A 16075-nucleotide genomic window follows, 5' to 3' on the forward strand; every position below is an offset into this window, starting at 1 on the left:
GGAATGGGGACGCTTGGAGCGGGGATGGTGCTCGGACGGGAAGGGCCGACCGTACAGCTGGGCGGTAATGTTGGCCGTATGGTCAGCGATCTGTTCAGAATGCGCAGCGCTGAAGCACGCCATACGTTGCTGGCAACCGGTGCCGCCGCGGGGCTTTCCGCTGCGTTTAATGCCCCGCTGGCGGGGATCCTCTTTATCATTGAAGAGATGCGCGCCCAGTTTCGCTATAACCTGATCTCGATTAAAGCGGTCTTTACCGGCGTGATTATGTCGAGCATTGTCTTTCGGCTTTTCAATGGCGAAGGGGCGGTCATTGAGGTCGGTAAGTTGACCAACGCCCCGGTCAATACGCTCTGGCTCTATCTGATCCTCGGCATGATTTTTGGCATTGTTGGCCCGCTGTTTAATGCCCTTATTATTCGCGCTCAGGATATGTTCCAGCGGATCCACGGCGGCAATACAACCCGATGGGTGCTGGTGGGTGGCCTGCTGGGGGGCGTGTGCGGAGTGCTGGGCTTTATCGAACCCAACGCGGCTGGTGGTGGCTTTGGGCTGATCCCTATTGCGGCTGCGGGTAACTTCAGCATTGGCCTGCTGCTGTTTATGTTTATCTCGCGGGTCATCACCACCGTACTCTGCTTCTCTTCCGGCGCCCCTGGCGGCATTTTTGCCCCGATGCTGGCGTTGGGTACGTTGCTGGGTACGGCCTTTGGCATGGCTGCCGCCGCAGGCTTCCCGGCGTATCATCTTGAGGCCGGTACCTTTGCCATCGCCGGAATGGGGGCGCTGCTGGCGGCATCGTTGCGCGCGCCGCTGACCGGCATTGTGCTGGTGCTGGAGATGACCGACAATTACCAGCTCATTTTGCCAATGATCATTACCTGCCTGGGGGCCACACTATTAGCCCAGTTCCTCGGCGGACAACCGCTATACTCCACCATTCTTGCCCGTACCCTGGCGAAGCAGAATACTTGAATGAATTACCAGGGTATTAGATAATGACAACAAGAATTGGGTGATTTTTACCCACTAGCAGTATTCATGGGAGCATAAGATGAGTGATGACGTAGCGCTGCCGTTGCAGTTTACCGAAGCAGCAGCCAAAAAAGTAAAAGACCTGATTTCCGATGAAGACAACCCGGAGCTGAAATTGCGTGTATACATTACTGGCGGCGGCTGCAGCGGCTTCCAGTATGGCTTCACCTTTGACGATCAGGTTAACGATGGCGACATGACCATTGAGAAGCAGGGCGTCGCGCTGGTCGTAGACCCGATGAGCCTGCAGTATCTGGTCGGTGGTTCTGTTGACTACACCGAAGGTCTGGAAGGTTCACGCTTTGTGGTAACCAACCCGAACGCAACCAGCACCTGCGGGTGTGGTTCTTCGTTCAGCATCTGACGGTAATGCCCGGTGGCGCTTCGCTTACCGGGCCTACTCGCTATCTTCCATTATCATCCAGCGCAAAGGTTGGCAGCTTCAGATGCCAGCGGATTGCCGCCAGTCTGATTGCCAGCGTTACCACCATCCCCAGCATCGCCGCCTGTTCCAGCGGAACATGAAAGGTATACCAGGCCGTGGCATGAACGATCCCGCCCAGAATACAGGCCGTAGCGTAGATTTCCGTTCGCAGGATCATCGGCACTTCGCGCGCCAGAATATCGCGGATAATCCCGCCGCCCACGCCGGTCACCACCCCCATACAGATCGCCACCATCGGGCCGGTGCCAGCCATAAAGGCTTTGTTTACGCCAATGCCGACGAACACCGCGAGGCCCACCGCATCCAGCACCGGCAGCAGCCATTTCGGCAGGCGACGCGGCTGGCGAACAAGAATAATGGTTAACATACAGGTGACCATGGCCACCACCAGGTCGGTGGGATCCTTGACCCAGAATACCGGGCCATGATCCAGCGCCATGTCGCGGATCGTTCCGCCGCCGACGGCCGTGACCACACCTAAGACCAGCACGCCAAACGGATCCATGCGTAACTTACCGGCCAGCAGAACGCCGGAAATCGCAAAAACGGCTGTGCCAAGAATATCCAGCCAGTAAACGAGCATCGTAATCCTCGAGAAATTAGTGGCTCTGCGACAGCGCAGAGCAGAGTTGTTTTGCGGCGAGGATAATACGCGGGCTCGCGCGCTCAAACCAGTCACTGTTCAGCGGAATCACGGGTATTTTTAGCTGACCTTGCCAGTACTGTTCTATTTTAGGAATATCGCCCGCCGAACCGCCCACCACAATCGCCTGAGGCTGGCGCGCCAGTACCTGCTCACGGCTCACCTGGGGCCAGGGAACCCGGCTGGCCGCGAAGATATTTTCTCCGCCACACAGCTCAACAACCTGATGTTGCAGAGAGCCCTGGCTGGTGGTGAACAGCGGCTGTTGACCGAACTGAATGAATACCCGCTTTTTAGGCAGTGTGCCGTAGGTGGCCTTGAGGGCGGCAAAATCAGCCATCATCTGCTGCGCGGCCTGTTGCGCCTGTCCCGGTGTCGGGCTCCAGCGGGCAAGATCGCGCAGGGCCCGGGCAATCTGCTCTATGCGGGTGGCATCGATCCACTGCACTTTTATGCCGAGCGAGGTGAGCTGGTTGACCTGACGCTCGGCATTGCCGCCGCGCCAGGCCAGCACCAGATCGGGCTTCAGCGCGACGATGCGTTCAACATTTATGCCTTGCCAGGTGGCGACCTGTTCAATGTTAGCGGCTTCGGGAGGATAGTCGGAATAACTGCTGACCCCGACGGGGGTGATCCCGGCGGCAAACGCCAGTTCGGTATTGGCAGGGGAGAGGGTAATTACACGCGGCGCGGCCAGAAGCCACGCCGGTGTCAGCAGAAGCAGCGCAAGCAGCGCCCTTTTGAGCGGCTTAGCCACGCGCCAGTTTCTGCACCAGCGTCTCAACCATCAGGCTGGACTGTTTGGCAGCAACCACGAGGAACTCGTCGAAGCTCAGGTGGGACTGCTGATCGGCAACGTCGGAGATGGCGCGAACCACGACAAACGGCACGCTGAAGTTATGGCAAACGTGCGCGATGGCGGTCGCTTCCATTTCCACGGCGATCGCCTGCGGGAAGTTGTGACGGATTTTCGCCAGGTTCACGGAGCCGTTGATAAAGGCGTCGCCGCTGACAATCAGGCCGCGCACGGCGTTAAGGTTCAGCTCTGCGATGCAACTTTCCGCAGCGGCAACCAGTTTTTCATCGGCCTTAAAGCCTGCCGGGCAGCCCGGAAGCTGGCCATACTCGTAACCAAAGGCGGTCACATCGGCGTCGTGGTAGCGCGCTTCGTCAGAGACCACGATATCGCCCACTTTCAGGGTTGATGCAAGACCGCCCGCAGAGCCGGTGTTAATAATCACGTCTGGCTTGCAGCGCTCCAGCAGCAGGGTGGCGCCCAGCGCGGCGGAAACTTTACCGATACCCGATTTCAGCAGAGCTACTTCAGTTCCGTTCAGCGTGCCAGTGTAAATTTCGCAACCGCCCAGAGAGAGGGTCTGACGGTTCTCAATTTTGTCACGCAGCAGCGTAACTTCTTCTTCCATTGCTCCAATAATACCGATTTTCATAGATTTACTCGCGATGTGCCTTGTTAAGATGCATAGTCTATCATGCGGTTAAGGGGAAACGCATTCTCACGCGGGGGAGCACATGGCACCAATCGATTTTCGCACCAAAATTAACTGGCAGCGTCGCTACCGCTCTCCGCAGGGGAACAAGAGCGAACACGAGATCCTGCGGATCTTTGAAAGCGACCGCGGGCGCATCATTAACTCTCCGGCGATCCGTCGGTTACAGCAAAAAACGCAGGTCTTCCCGCTCGAACGCAACGCCGCCGTGCGTACCCGGCTCACCCACTCGCTGGAGGTTCAGCAGGTGGGGCGCTACATCGCCAAAGAGATCCTGAGCCGCCTCAAAGAGCAGCGCCTGCTGGCAACCTACGGCCTGGACGAGCTGACGGGGCCGTTCGAAAGCATCGTTGAGATGGCGTGCCTGATGCACGATATCGGTAATCCCCCCTTTGGTCATTTTGGCGAAGCGGCGATCAATGACTGGTTCCGCCAGCGTCTGTACCCTGCCGATGCGGCAAGCCAGCCGCTGAGCGACGATCGCTGCGTGGTGCAGGATTTGCGGCTGCGTGAAGGCGAAGAGGCGCTGAACGCGCTTCGTCGCAAGGTGCGCCAGGATTTGTGTCACTTTGAGGGGAATGCACAGGGCATCCGGATGGTGCACTCCCTGATGCGCATGAACCTCACCTGGGCACAGGTGGGATGCATTCTGAAATATACCCGTCCCGCCTGGTGGCAGGGCGATCCCCCCGCGACGCACAATTATTTGATGAAAAAGCCGGGCTATTATTTCTCTGAAGAGGCGTATATAGAGCGGCTGCGTCAGGAGCTCTCTCTTCCGCAGTATGGTCGTTTTCCATTAACCTGGATTATGGAAGCGGCAGACGATATCTCCTATTGCGTTGCCGATCTGGAAGATGCCGTCGAAAAAAGAATATTCAGCGTCGAGGGGCTTTATCAGCATCTTTATGATGCCTGGGGTACCCATGAAAAAGGTTCATTGTTTTCGCAGGTTGTCGAAAACGCGTGGGAGAAATCACGTTCGAACACCCTCAGCCGCAGCACCGAAGATCAGTTCTTTATGTATTTACGCGTCAATACCCTTAATAAACTGGTGCCCTATGCGGCTGAGCGTTTTATAGACAATATTGAACAGATCTACCGCGGGGAATTTAACCATGCGCTGCTTGAGGATGACAGTGGATTCAGTCAACTCCTTGAGCTCTATAAGAATGTGGCGATGCGGCACGTGTTCAGCCATCCGGATGTCGAGCAGCTGGAATTACAGGGCTATCGCGTGATAACCGGCCTGCTGGAGATCTATCGCCCGCTGCTGCAATTATCGGTGGACGACTTTAGTGAGCTGGTTGAAAAGGAACGGGTACGCCGTTTTCCGATTGAAACCCGGCTATTTCATAAACTTTCGACGCGCCATCGGCTGGCATATGTGGAATCTATCGGTAAATTAAATCGCCAGCAGGCAGACTGGCCGGTGCTGGAGTTTTATTATCGCTGCCGGCTGATTCAGGACTATATCAGCGGAATGACGGACTTGTATGCATGGGATGAATACCGCAAGTTGATGGCGGTGGAATAAAGGAGAGTTTTGTAAAGACGGACAATAAATTTTTACTTTTTCCAGAAACTTAATACCGGAACTAAGCGCAGCAAAACGAATCTGATATACACAGCAATTGTGCGTGACCTGTAAATCGAGATTAAGAAACATGAAAAAAACCACTTTAGCAATGAGTGCACTGGCTCTGAGTTTAGGATTAGCGTTGTCTCCACTGTCTGCTAGCGCAGCGGAGACCGTATCGTCGGCCGCCACTGCACAGCAGATGCCAAGCCTGGCGCCGATGCTGGAAAAAGTGATGCCATCGGTGGTCAGTATCAATGTCGAGGGCAGCACCACCGTCAACACGCCACGCATGCCACGTAACTTCCAGCAGTTCTTCGGCGATAACTCGCCGTTCTGCCAGGACGGTTCACCGTTCCAGAGCTCTCCATTCTGCCAGGGCGATGGCGGCGGTAACGGCGGCGGCCAGCAGCAGAAGTTTATGGCGCTGGGCTCCGGTGTCATCATCGATGCCGCCAAAGGCTACGTCGTCACCAACAACCACGTGGTGGATAACGCCACCAGCATTAAGGTTCAACTGAGCGACGGGCGTAAGCTCGACGCCAAAATCGTCGGGAAAGATCCTCGCTCTGATATCGCCCTGATTCAGATTCAGGATCCGAAAAACCTGACCGCGATTAAGCTCGCCGACTCTGACGCGCTGCGCGTGGGGGATTACACCGTGGCTATCGGTAACCCGTTCGGTCTGGGTGAGACGGTCACCTCCGGTATCGTTTCTGCCCTTGGCCGTAGCGGTCTGAACGCAGAAAACTACGAAAACTTTATCCAGACGGATGCGGCGATTAACCGCGGTAACTCCGGTGGTGCGCTGGTCAACCTGAACGGTGAGCTGATCGGGATTAACACCGCGATCCTCGCCCCGGACGGCGGCAACATCGGCATTGGCTTCGCTATCCCAAGTAACATGGTGAAAAACCTGACGGCGCAAATGGTTGAGTTTGGTCAGGTTAAGCGCGGTGAGCTGGGTATTCTGGGCACCGAGCTGAACTCCGAGCTGGCGAAAGCCATGAAGGTTGATGCCCAGCGCGGTGCCTTTGTCAGCCAGGTCATGCCAAACTCCTCCGCAGCGAAAGCGGGGATCAAGGCCGGTGACGTGATCACCACCCTGAACGGCAAACCGGTAAGCAGCTTCGCGGCACTGCGTGCGGAAGTGGGCTCCATGCCGGTAGGCAGCAAAGTGACCCTGGGTCTGCTGCGTGAAGGTAAACCGGTTAATGTGAACCTGGAACTGCAGCAGAGCAGCCAGAATCAGGTGGATGCCGGTACGATCTTCAGCGGCATCGAAGGTGCGGATATGAGCAACAAAGGCCAGGATAAAGGCGTGTCGGTGGACAACGTTAAAGCCAACAGCCCGGCTGCCCGTATCGGCCTGAAGAAAGGGGATGTGATTATCGGCGCCAACCAGCAGCCGGTTAAGAACATCGCTGAACTGCGCAAAATCCTCGACAGCAAACCGTCGGTACTGGCGCTGAATATCCAGCGTGGCGACACCTCTCTCTATCTGCTGATGCAGTAATCCGTTCAGCCCCTGCTTCCCTACGGAAACAGGGGCTTTTTTCTGCCTTTCTGTGAACCCTTCCACAAGTCCATACTTCTCCCTGTGAGTTTGTGCATTTGCACAATGCGGCACTGATTAAACTTCCTTATGCTTGAGCTCTGCTCAGAGGAGGGCGACATGGCTGGCTGGCATCTTGATACCAAAATGGCGCAGGATATTGTGGCGCGAACAATGCGCATCATCGACACCAATATCAACGTGATGGACGCACGTGGCCGGATCATCGGCAGTGGCGATCGCGAGCGTATTGGGGAATTGCACGAAGGTGCACTGCTGGTGCTCTCCCAGGGGCGCGTGGTGGATATTGATGACGCGGTGGCGCGACATCTGCACGGTGTGCGGCAGGGGATCAACCTGCCGCTGCGCCTTGAGGGCGAAATTGTCGGGGTTATCGGGCTGACCGGTGAGCCGGAATCTTTGCGCAAATATGGCGAGCTGGTCTGTATGACGGCGGAGATGATGCTGGAGCAATCCCGCCTGATGCACCTGCTGGCGCAGGATAGCCGCCTGCGTGAAGAGCTGGTCATGAACCTGATCCAGGCGGAAGAGCATACCCCGGCATTAACGGAGTGGGCTCAACGCCTGGGTATCGACCTTAACCAGCCCCGCGTTGTAGCGGTCATTGAGGTCGATAGCGGGCAGCTGGGCGTCGATAGCGCCATGGTGGAGCTGCAACAGCTGCAGAACGCGCTGGCCACGCCGGAGCGCAATAACCTGGTGGCGATCGTCTCGTTAACGGAAATGGTGGTGCTGAAACCGGCGTTAAACCAGTTTGGCCGCTGGGATGCAGAAGATCATCGTCGCCGCGTGGAGCAGCTGATTGCGCGGATGAAAGAGAACGGGCAGCTGCGTTTTCGTGTGGCATTAGGTAACTATTTTACCGGTCCGGGAAGCATCGCCCGCTCCTGGCGCACGGCCCGAACCACGATGATGGTCGGCAAGCAGCGTATGCCGGAAAGCCGCAGCTATTTTTACCAGGATTTGATGTTGCCGGTGCTCCTCGACAGCCTGCGCGGCGGCTGGCAGGCCAACGAACTGGCGCGTCCGCTGGTGCGTCTGAAAGCGATGGATAACAACGGCCTGCTGCGGCGCACCTTACAGGCATGGTTCCGTCATAACGTACAGCCACTGGCGACCTCAAAAGCGCTCTTTATTCATCGTAATACGCTGGAGTACCGCCTGAACCGGATATCGGAGTTAACGGGGCTGGATCTGGGGAATTTTGACGACCGTCTGTTGCTGTATGTGGCCTTGCAGTTGGACGAGCAGCGGTGATTTTTGCCCGGTGGCGTTGCGCTTACCGGGCCTACAAAACCCGGGAGTAGGCCGGGTAAGGCGAAGCCGTCACCCGGCACACAGGAACGGCTTATTTGTTACGGGTCAGCTTCTCAAGATCCGCTTCGATTTCCGTGATCTTGTGGGCAACCACGCTTTCCAGATGACGCAGGTCATCCAGGATCTTACGCTTCAGATCCACTTCAGTGCGATCGCGCTGGCAAATCTGATCCAGTTCATCGATCACATAGCGCAGATTTGGGCTGATCTCCTGCACCTCTTTGTAACCCTGGCCGATGCCATCGGCAACGACAGTTTTACGCTGGCGCGGGTACTTGAACTTTACACTTTTGGCGAAGAACTCGCCCTTATCCTTGTGAAAATAGATTTTCAGGATATCGTTATTGGCTTCCTGACGGAGGCTGTAACGGTCAATTTCATCAGGATTAGTAATGCCCAGACTTTTCAGATTATCGTACATAGCGGTACCCTTGATCTCAACATAACCCATGAATAATTCACGAAAAAATCTATTTTCGCCACCCTCAGATATAAAAAAAGCGGGGTCGCCCCCGCTTTTTGTTATACCCGATTAATCGATGGTGCGCAGTAGTTCGTTGATACCAACTTTGCCGCGAGTTTTCGCATCGACTTTTTTAACGATCACTGCACAGTACAGGCTGTATTTGCCATCTTTAGAAGGCAGGTTGCCGGATACCACCACGGAGCCCGCCGGAACGCGACCGTAATGCACTTCACCGGTTTCACGATCGTAAATACGGGTGCTCTGGCCGATGTAGACGCCCATGGAGATCACGGAACCTTCTTCTACGATCACGCCTTCAACCACTTCGGAGCGTGCGCCGATGAAGCAGTTGTCTTCGATAATGGTCGGATTAGCCTGCAGCGGCTCAAGAACCCCACCGATACCCACGCCGCCAGAGAGGTGGACGTTTTTACCGATCTGCGCACAGGAGCCAACGGTTGCCCAGGTATCTACCATGGTACCTTCGTCAACGTAAGCACCGATGTTAACGTAAGAAGGCATCAACACGGTGTTGCGGGCAATGAATGCACCCTGACGAACGGCTGCTGGTGGCACCACGCGGAAGCCTTCTTTCTGGAAACGCGCTTCGTCGTAATCGGCGAATTTCATCGGGACTTTATCGAAGTAGCGGCTTTCCGCACCGTCGATAACCTGGTTATCGTTAATACGGAAAGAGAGCAGTACCGCTTTCTTCAGCCACTGGTGAGTGACCCACTGACCGTCGATCTTTTCGGCTACACGCAGCGCGCCGGAATCAAGCAGAGAAATAACCTGATTAACCGCCTCGCGGGTCACGGTATCCACATTTGCCGGAGTAATTTCGGCGCGACGCTCAAAAGCGGACTCAATAACGTTCTGTAACTGCTGCATAGTTCAACTCTTTCCAGGTAAAAAAAAACATCACCCTTTATCGTTTGGATTGAGGGCTGCTGTCAACCGTTGTTGCACTTCCTGTTGCAGGGCATTATTAAGCCCACGACGGTCGGCGGTGGCGATTATAAATAAATCTTCTACTCGCTCGCCAATGGTTGTAATTCTGGCGCCATGCAGCGAAATTCCCAGATCCGCAAAAACCTGCCCGACCCGGGCCAGCAGCCCCGGCTGGTCGAGGGCGATCAGCTCGAGAAACGATTTCCGGTCGGTATGGGTGGGCAGGAAATTGACCTCGGTATCGACGGTAAAGTGGCGCAGTTTTGCCGGTTGCCGACGGGGCTGCGGCGGCTGCCAGCTGCGCTGGGTGATCGCCTGCTCCAGCCCGAAGCGGATCGGCTCGTGACGATCGGCAGACAGCGGGCTGCCGTCCGGCTCCAGCACAATAAAGGTATCCATCGCCATGCCGTCGCGGGTGGTGAAAATCTGCGCGTCATGCACGCTGAGGTTACGTCTGTCGAGTTCCGCACAGACGGCGGCGAACAGGTAAGGGCGGTCGGGGCTCCAGATGAAGATCTCTGTTCCCCCACGGGTCGCCTGCGGGCTCAGCAGGATCAGCGGTTTCGTCAGATCGTGCTGCAACAGATGGCGCGCATGCCAGGCCAGCTGGTTTGGGCTGTGGCGCACAAAATAGTTGGCGCGGCAGCGGGCCCAAATCTGATGCAGCGCCTCTTCATTAATATTCTCCATCCGCAGCAGCGCCAGAGCCTGCATCTGATGATGGCGCACGCGTTCGCGCATGTCCGGAGTGCTCTGCATGCCGCGACGCAGCTGTTTCTCGGTGGCGAAATAGAGCTCGCGCAGCAGGCTCTGCTTCCAGCTGTTCCACAGCGTCTCGTTGGTGGCGCAAATATCGGCTACCGTCAGGCAGACCAGGAAACGCAGGCGGTTTTCCGTCTGCACCTCTTCGGCAAACTGTTTGATCACCTCAGGATCCTGAATATCGCGCCGCTGGGCGGTGACCGACATCAGCAGATGATGGCGGACCAGCCAGGCGACCAGCTGGGTTTCGCGCGAATTGAGCCCGTGTAGTTCGGCGAATTTCAGCACGTCCTCCGCACCCAGGATCGAGTGGTCGCCGCCGCGCCCTTTGGCGATATCGTGGAACAGGGCGGCAATCAGGATCAGCTCCGGGTTGGTGAGGCGAGGCCAGAGTTCAACGCAGAGTGGGTGGCGGCTGCGCACCTCCTCCTGGGCGAAGCTCTCCAGCTTCAGCATCACGCGGATAGTGTGTTCATCAACGGTGTAGGCATGGAACAGGTCAAACTGCATCTGGCCGACGATATGCGACCACTGCGGCATATAGGCCCAGAGCACGCTGTGACGGTGCATTGGCAACAGCCCGCGGCTTACCGCACCCGGATGACGCAACATGCTCAGAAAAAGCGACCGCGCTTCCGGAATGTAGCACAGCGGCTGAGTGAGATGGCGGCGGGCATGGCGCAGATGGCGCAGGGTGGTGGAGTAGATCCCGGTGATGGTGCTGTTACGCACCATGGCGTAAAACATCCGCAGGATCGCTTCCGGCTTGCGGATGAACAGCGTCTCGTCACGCAGGTCGATCAGCGTGCCCCGCAGCTGAAACTCATCGTCGATCGGACGCGGTTTTTCATCGGCGGTCAGGGCGAGGATCGCCTCATCAAACAGCTGCAATAGCATCTGATTAAGCTCCCCCACGCGACGGGTAACGCGGAAGAAATCTTTCATCATCTGCTCGACCGGCTCGTTGCCTTCGCCGCTGTAGTGCAGGCGCTGGGCTACGCTTAACTGACGATCGAACAGCAGGCGGTTGTCGTAGCGGGTCACTTCGAGATGCAGGGCAAAACGGATGCGCCACAGCAGATGCAGGCACTCATTTAGCTCGTTACGCTCCGCTTCGGTGAGAAAACCAAAACCGACCATCTCATCGAGCGAAGTGGCGCCGAAATGGCGACGGGCCACCCACTGCAGGGTATGAATATCGCGCAGGCCGCCGGGGCTGCTTTTGATGTCCGGCTCCAGGTTGTAGCTGGTACCGTGGTAGCGCTGGTGGCGCACCTGCTGTTCATCGACTTTGGCGGCGAAGAACTTCTCCGATGGCCAGAACCCCTCGCTGAAAATATGTTTTTGCAGCTCAAGAAACAGCGCCACGTCGCCAATCAGCAGACGCGATTCAATCAGGTTGGTGGCGACGGTGAGATCGGATAACCCCTCCAGCAGACACTCTTCCAGGGTTCGTACGCTGTGGCCGACTTCCAGCTTGACGTCCCACAGCAGGGTCAACAGTTCGCCCACTTTTTGCGCCTGCACGTCAGGCAGCTTTTTGCGGCTCAGGATCAGCAGATCGATATCCGACAGCGGGTGCAGCTCGCCACGACCATAGCCGCCAACGGCCACCAGCGCGACGTCGGCCAGCTGGCCAAAACCGTAATCAATCCACAAACGCTGCAGAAGCTGATCGATAAATTCCGTGCGCGCCTCAATCAGCGCTTCGGCGGAGATCCCGCTGTCAAAGGCCTCGCCCAGCCAGCGCTGGAAAGTGTCGATATGCGCTTTAATACCCGCGCACGTCAGCTCGGCCGTGGGCCAGACGCCGGGGTTATCCGGCTGACCAGGAAGGGTGGGGAGTGCCGTATTGGCATACTGTTCGGGTAAAAGGTTACTCATTGCGCGCCACCCATAAGAAAAAACGATAGCCATTAAAAAAGCCGGCATTTGCCGGCTTCTTATCATGCGTCTTGCGAGAGTATCGCCGGGATGGTGTCATCCTTGCGTAACGTCAGAATTTCGCAGCCGTTGTCTGTCACCACAATAGTATGCTCGTACTGGGCAGACAAGCTCCGGTCTTTGGTTTTCACCGTCCAGCCATCCTTCATGGTACGGATGCGGTAATCGCCGGAGTTGACCATCGGCTCGATGGTGAAGGTCATGCCCGCCTGCAGCACCACGCCGCCGTCATCAGCATCATAGTGCAGAACCTGCGGCTCTTCGTGGAAGACCCGGCCAATACCGTGACCGCAGTATTCGCGCACCACAGAGAAACCCTGGGCTTCAACGAATTTCTGAATCGCCGCACCGAGAGTACGCAGGCGAATGCCCGGCTTAACCATCTTCAGCGCCAGATAAAGGCTCTCCTGGGTCACCTTGCACAGGCGCTCACCCAGAATGGTGGGTTTGCCGACGATGAACATCTTAGAGGTGTCACCGTGGTAGTCATCTTTAATGACGGTCACGTCGATGTTAACGATGTCGCCATCTTTCAGCAGTTTTTCGTCATCCGGAATGCCGTGGCACACCACTTCATTAATAGAGATGCAGACGGATTTCGGGAAGCCGTGATAGCCGAGGCAGGCGGAGACCGCGTGCTGCTCGTTCACGATATAGTCGTTACAGATGCGATCCAGTTCGCCCGTGCTAACGCCCGGCTTAACGAACGGCTCGATCATTTCCAGCACTTCAGCGGCCAGACGACCGGCGACGCGCATCTTTTCAATTTCTTCAGGTGTCTTAATAGAGATAGCCATGTAATCTGTCCATCGGTGTCGTTTTTTTCGACAATACTAGTCTAAGTGTTGTCAATGGTAACAGTCAGGCGCACATGCTGCCAAACTGAGATTCCTTTACCGCACACACCGCCAACAATTGTTGGTTTCGGGTAGCGATTTGTGATATAAAGCGCGCCGGACTTCCGATCCATTTCAGATACACAGGATGGACGGGAGCGACAAATCTCACTTTGTGTAACAACACACACGTATCGGCACATATTCCGGGGTGCCCTTTGGGGTCGGTAATATGGGATACGTGGAGGCATAACCCCAACTTTTAAATAGAGGTTTTAAAACATGGCAACTGTTTCCATGCGCGACATGCTCAAGGCTGGTGTTCACTTCGGTCACCAGACCCGTTACTGGAACCCGAAAATGAAGCCTTTCATCTTCGGCGCACGTAACAAAGTTCACATCATCAACCTTGAGAAAACTGTACCAATGTTCAACGAAGCCCTGGCTGAGCTGAACAAGATCTCTTCCCGTAAAGGTAAGATTCTGTTCGTTGGTACTAAGCGCGCTGCAAGCGAAGCTGTGAAAGAAGCTGCTAACAGCTGCGACCAGTTCTTCGTGAACCATCGCTGGCTGGGCGGTATGCTGACTAACTGGAAAACCGTTCGTCAGTCCATCAAGCGCCTGAAAGATCTGGAAACCCAGTCTCAGGACGGTACTTTCGAAAAGCTGACCAAAAAAGAAGCGCTGATGCGCACTCGTGAGCTGGACAAGCTGGAAAACAGCCTGGGCGGTATCAAAGACATGGGCGGCCTGCCGGACGCACTGTTCGTTATCGATGCTGACCACGAGCACATCGCAATCAAAGAAGCTAACAACCTGGGTATCCCAGTATTCGCAATCGTTGATACCAACTCCGATCCGGACGGTGTTGACTTCGTTATCCCGGGTAACGACGATGCAATCCGTGCTGTTAGCCTGTACCTGAGCGCTGTAGCTACTACCGTTCGTGAAGGCCGTTCCCAGGATCTGGCTTCTCAGGCGGAAGAAAGCTTCGTAGAAGCTGAATAATAAGGTTCTACCCCTTATTAGTACCGTGTATGAATAGGGGCCCATTACCGGCCCCTTTTTTCAATTTATACTGTTTGGCCGCAGGCCGGGCAGTTCACATCTCCCGAGGATTTTAGAATGGCTGAAATTACCGCATCCCTGGTAAAAGAGCTGCGTGAACGTACTAGCGCAGGCATGATGGAGTGTAAGAAAGCGCTGGTTGAAGCTAACGGCGACATCGAGCTGGCTATCGAAAACATGCGTAAATCCGGTGCGATCAAAGCAGCTAAGAAAGCAGGCAACGTTGCTGCTGACGGCGTGATCAAAACCAAAATCGAAGGCAACTTCGGCGTGATTCTGGAAGTTAACTGCCAGACTGACTTCGTTGCTAAAGATGGTGGTTTCCAGGCATTCGCTGACAAAGTACTGGACGCAGCTGTTGCAGGTAAAGTGACTGATGTTGAAGTCCTGAAAGCACAGTTCGAAGAAGAGCGCGTTGCGCTGGTAGCGAAAATCGGTGAGAACATCAACATCCGCCGTGTTGCTATCCTCGAAGGTGACGTTCTGAACAGCTACCAGCACGGTGCACGTATCGGTGTTCTGGTTGCGGCTAAAGGCGCTGACGAAGAGCTGGTTAAACAGCTGGCAATGCACGTTGCTGCAAGCAAGCCAGAATTCGTTAAGCCAGAAGACGTCTCTGCTGAAGTGGTAGAAAAAGAGTACCAGGTTCAGCTGGACATCGCCATGCAGTCTGGCAAGCCAAAAGAGATCGCAGAGAAAATGGTTGAAGGCCGCATGAAGAAATTCACCGGCGAAGTTTCTCTGACTGGTCAGCCATTCGTTATGGATCCAAGCAAATCTGTTGCGCAGCTGCTGAAAGAGCACAACGCTGACGTAACTGGCTTCATCCGCTTCGAAGTGGGCGAAGGCATCGAGAAAGTTGAGACTGACTTCGCAGCAGAAGTTGCTGCAATGTCCAAGCAGTCTTAATCAGCGAAAAGAAGCCGCCTGAGGGCGGCTTCTTTTTGTGTACGGCAGTGTAATTCAGCCAGACGCCTATAGAGTCTGTGTTGAGATGCGATATATCATGTCGCCAGAATTAACCTCATCTTAATCGTTGACAGTCCCAGGAAAGAAATATGGCTACCAATGCAAAACCTGTTTACAAACGTATTCTGCTTAAGCTGAGTGGCGAAGCGCTGCAGGGGTCGGAAGGCTTCGGTATTGACGCAAGCATCCTTGACCGCATGGCGCAGGAGATCAAAGAACTGGTTGAACTGGGCATCCAGGTTGGCGTAGTCATTGGCGGTGGTAACCTTTTCCGTGGTGCAGGGCTGGCAAAAGCTGGCATGAACCGCGTTGTGGGCGATCACATGGGTATGCTGGCAACGGTCATGAATGGCCTGGCAATGCGTGATGCCCTGCATCGTGCCTATGTGAATGCGCGCCTGATGTCCGCTATTCCTTTGAATGGCGTCTGTGATAACTACAGCTGGGCCGAAGCGATCAGCCTGCTGCGCAATAACCGCGTGGTGATCCTCTCCGCCGGTACGGGTAACCCGTTCTTTACGACCGATTCCGCAGCCTGCCTGCGCGGTATCGAAATCGAAGCCGATGTGGTGCTGAAAGCCACTAAAGTGGATGGCGTGTTTACGGCCGATCCGGCAAAAGATCCTGCGGCGACCATGTACGATCAGCTGACCTATAGCGAAGTACTGGATAAAGAGCTGAAAGTGATGGATCTTGCCGCCTTCACGCTGGCTCGCGACCACAAATTGCCGATTCGTGTCTTCAACATGAATAAGCCTGGCGCGCTGCGTCGCGTTGTAATGGGCGAAAAAGAAGGCACTTTGATCACGGAATAATTTCCGTCGACGATAAATACAGGTAAGATTCCGCTCTACTTTCTATGGGTTTCTTACCTGGACACGCCCCGGGCGTTGTCATGAATTAAACGGGACTATACTTAGCACATCATTAACGGTGGTGCTGGCGGATAGTCTGCCTGAGACAAGTTTTCAAGGAT

15 protein-coding genes are annotated in these 16075 nt (G+C 55.5%); 8 read left to right on the forward strand and 7 right to left on the reverse strand.

Annotated elements, in window-relative coordinates; all coding sequences use genetic code 11:
• Both clcA and erpA read left to right on the forward strand, forming a co-directional pair.
• A partial coding sequence (gene clcA / locus WFM46_RS13405) for a H(+)/Cl(-) exchange transporter ClcA (RefSeq protein ID WP_336997808.1) occupies window positions 1-975 on the forward strand: 975 nt, incomplete at its 5' end.
• Between the two features lie 79 nt (window positions 976-1054).
• On the forward strand, window positions 1055-1399 hold the full coding sequence (erpA, locus tag WFM46_RS13410; protein ID WP_039030319.1) for an iron-sulfur cluster insertion protein ErpA: 345 nt from the start codon (window positions 1055-1057) through the stop codon (window positions 1397-1399).
• 40 nt (window positions 1400-1439) lie between these two features.
• On the opposite strand, the gene WFM46_RS13415 is transcribed toward erpA, so the two are convergent.
• Genes WFM46_RS13415 through mtnN form a run of 3 tightly spaced genes read right to left on the reverse strand, consistent with a single transcriptional unit; the run spans window position 1440 to window position 3571 of the window.
• The gene (locus tag WFM46_RS13415) at window positions 1440-2063 is read right to left on the reverse strand and encodes a TRIC cation channel family protein (protein WP_103178325.1); all 624 of its coding nucleotides are present in this window, start codon (window positions 2061-2063) and stop codon (window positions 1440-1442) included.
• Window positions 2064-2079: 16 nt separating this feature from the next.
• Window positions 2080-2880 (reverse strand): vitamin B12 ABC transporter substrate-binding protein BtuF, encoded by an 801-nt coding sequence (gene btuF, locus WFM46_RS13420; protein WP_336997809.1) that lies wholly within the window; start codon window positions 2878-2880, stop codon window positions 2080-2082.
• Window positions 2873-3571: a 5'-methylthioadenosine/S-adenosylhomocysteine nucleosidase gene (gene mtnN / locus WFM46_RS13425; protein ID WP_148568694.1), complete on the reverse strand. Its 699-nt coding sequence runs from the start codon at window positions 3569-3571 to the stop codon at window positions 2873-2875. Before mtnN ends, btuF begins: the two co-directional genes overlap by 8 nt.
• A gap of 82 nt (window positions 3572-3653) precedes the next feature.
• Here mtnN and dgt point away from each other — a divergent pair, with 82 nt between their 5' ends.
• The 3 genes from dgt to cdaR all read left to right on the forward strand — a co-directional run bounded on the left by dgt (window position 3654) and on the right by cdaR (window position 8043).
• The gene (dgt, locus tag WFM46_RS13430) at window positions 3654-5168 is read left to right on the forward strand and encodes a dGTPase (protein WP_336997810.1); all 1515 of its coding nucleotides are present in this window, start codon (window positions 3654-3656) and stop codon (window positions 5166-5168) included.
• Between the two features lie 130 nt (window positions 5169-5298).
• Entirely contained in the window at window positions 5299-6726 is a 1428-nt protein-coding gene (gene degP, locus WFM46_RS13435) for a serine endoprotease DegP (protein ID WP_103178329.1), read from the forward strand.
• 159 nt (window positions 6727-6885) lie between these two features.
• The gene (cdaR, locus tag WFM46_RS13440) at window positions 6886-8043 is read left to right on the forward strand and encodes a DNA-binding transcriptional regulator CdaR (RefSeq protein WP_103178330.1); all 1158 of its coding nucleotides are present in this window, start codon (window positions 6886-6888) and stop codon (window positions 8041-8043) included.
• A gap of 91 nt (window positions 8044-8134) precedes the next feature.
• Here cdaR and WFM46_RS13445 read toward each other — a convergent pair whose 3' ends face one another.
• The 4 genes from WFM46_RS13445 to map all read right to left on the reverse strand — a co-directional run bounded on the left by WFM46_RS13445 (window position 8135) and on the right by map (window position 13023).
• Window positions 8135-8524, reverse strand: coding sequence for a DUF3461 family protein (locus WFM46_RS13445; RefSeq protein WP_032616607.1), 390 nt, complete (start codon window positions 8522-8524; stop codon window positions 8135-8137).
• A 111-nt stretch (window positions 8525-8635) separates the two neighbouring features.
• The gene (gene dapD, locus WFM46_RS13450) at window positions 8636-9460 is read right to left on the reverse strand and encodes a 2,3,4,5-tetrahydropyridine-2,6-dicarboxylate N-succinyltransferase (protein ID WP_008501915.1); all 825 of its coding nucleotides are present in this window, start codon (window positions 9458-9460) and stop codon (window positions 8636-8638) included.
• Between the two features lie 30 nt (window positions 9461-9490).
• Window positions 9491-12166, reverse strand: a complete 2676-nt coding sequence (gene glnD / locus WFM46_RS13455) for a bifunctional uridylyltransferase/uridylyl-removing protein GlnD (RefSeq protein ID WP_336997811.1) — start codon at window positions 12164-12166, stop codon at window positions 9491-9493.
• Window positions 12167-12228: 62 nt separating this feature from the next.
• Window positions 12229-13023, reverse strand: a complete 795-nt coding sequence (map, locus tag WFM46_RS13460) for a type I methionyl aminopeptidase (RefSeq protein WP_103178331.1) — start codon at window positions 13021-13023, stop codon at window positions 12229-12231.
• 321 nt (window positions 13024-13344) lie between these two features.
• Between map and rpsB the strand changes: the two genes are divergently transcribed.
• The 3 genes from rpsB to pyrH all read left to right on the forward strand — a co-directional run bounded on the left by rpsB (window position 13345) and on the right by pyrH (window position 15914).
• On the forward strand, window positions 13345-14070 hold the full coding sequence (gene rpsB / locus WFM46_RS13465; RefSeq protein WP_103178332.1) for a 30S ribosomal protein S2: 726 nt from the start codon (window positions 13345-13347) through the stop codon (window positions 14068-14070).
• Between the two features lie 117 nt (window positions 14071-14187).
• Window positions 14188-15039 carry a translation elongation factor Ts gene (tsf, locus tag WFM46_RS13470; RefSeq protein WP_103178333.1) on the forward strand — a complete coding sequence of 284 codons (852 nt, stop codon included), beginning with the start codon at window positions 14188-14190 and terminating at the stop codon, window positions 15037-15039.
• A gap of 149 nt (window positions 15040-15188) precedes the next feature.
• Complete coding sequence (gene pyrH, locus WFM46_RS13475) at window positions 15189-15914, forward strand: UMP kinase (protein ID WP_032616613.1); 726 nt, start codon at window positions 15189-15191, stop codon at window positions 15912-15914.
• The last annotated feature ends 161 nt before the right edge of the window (window positions 15915-16075 follow it).

The organism is Leclercia sp. M50 (assembly GCF_037150775.1).
GTDB lineage: Bacteria > Pseudomonadota > Gammaproteobacteria > Enterobacterales > Enterobacteriaceae > Enterobacter.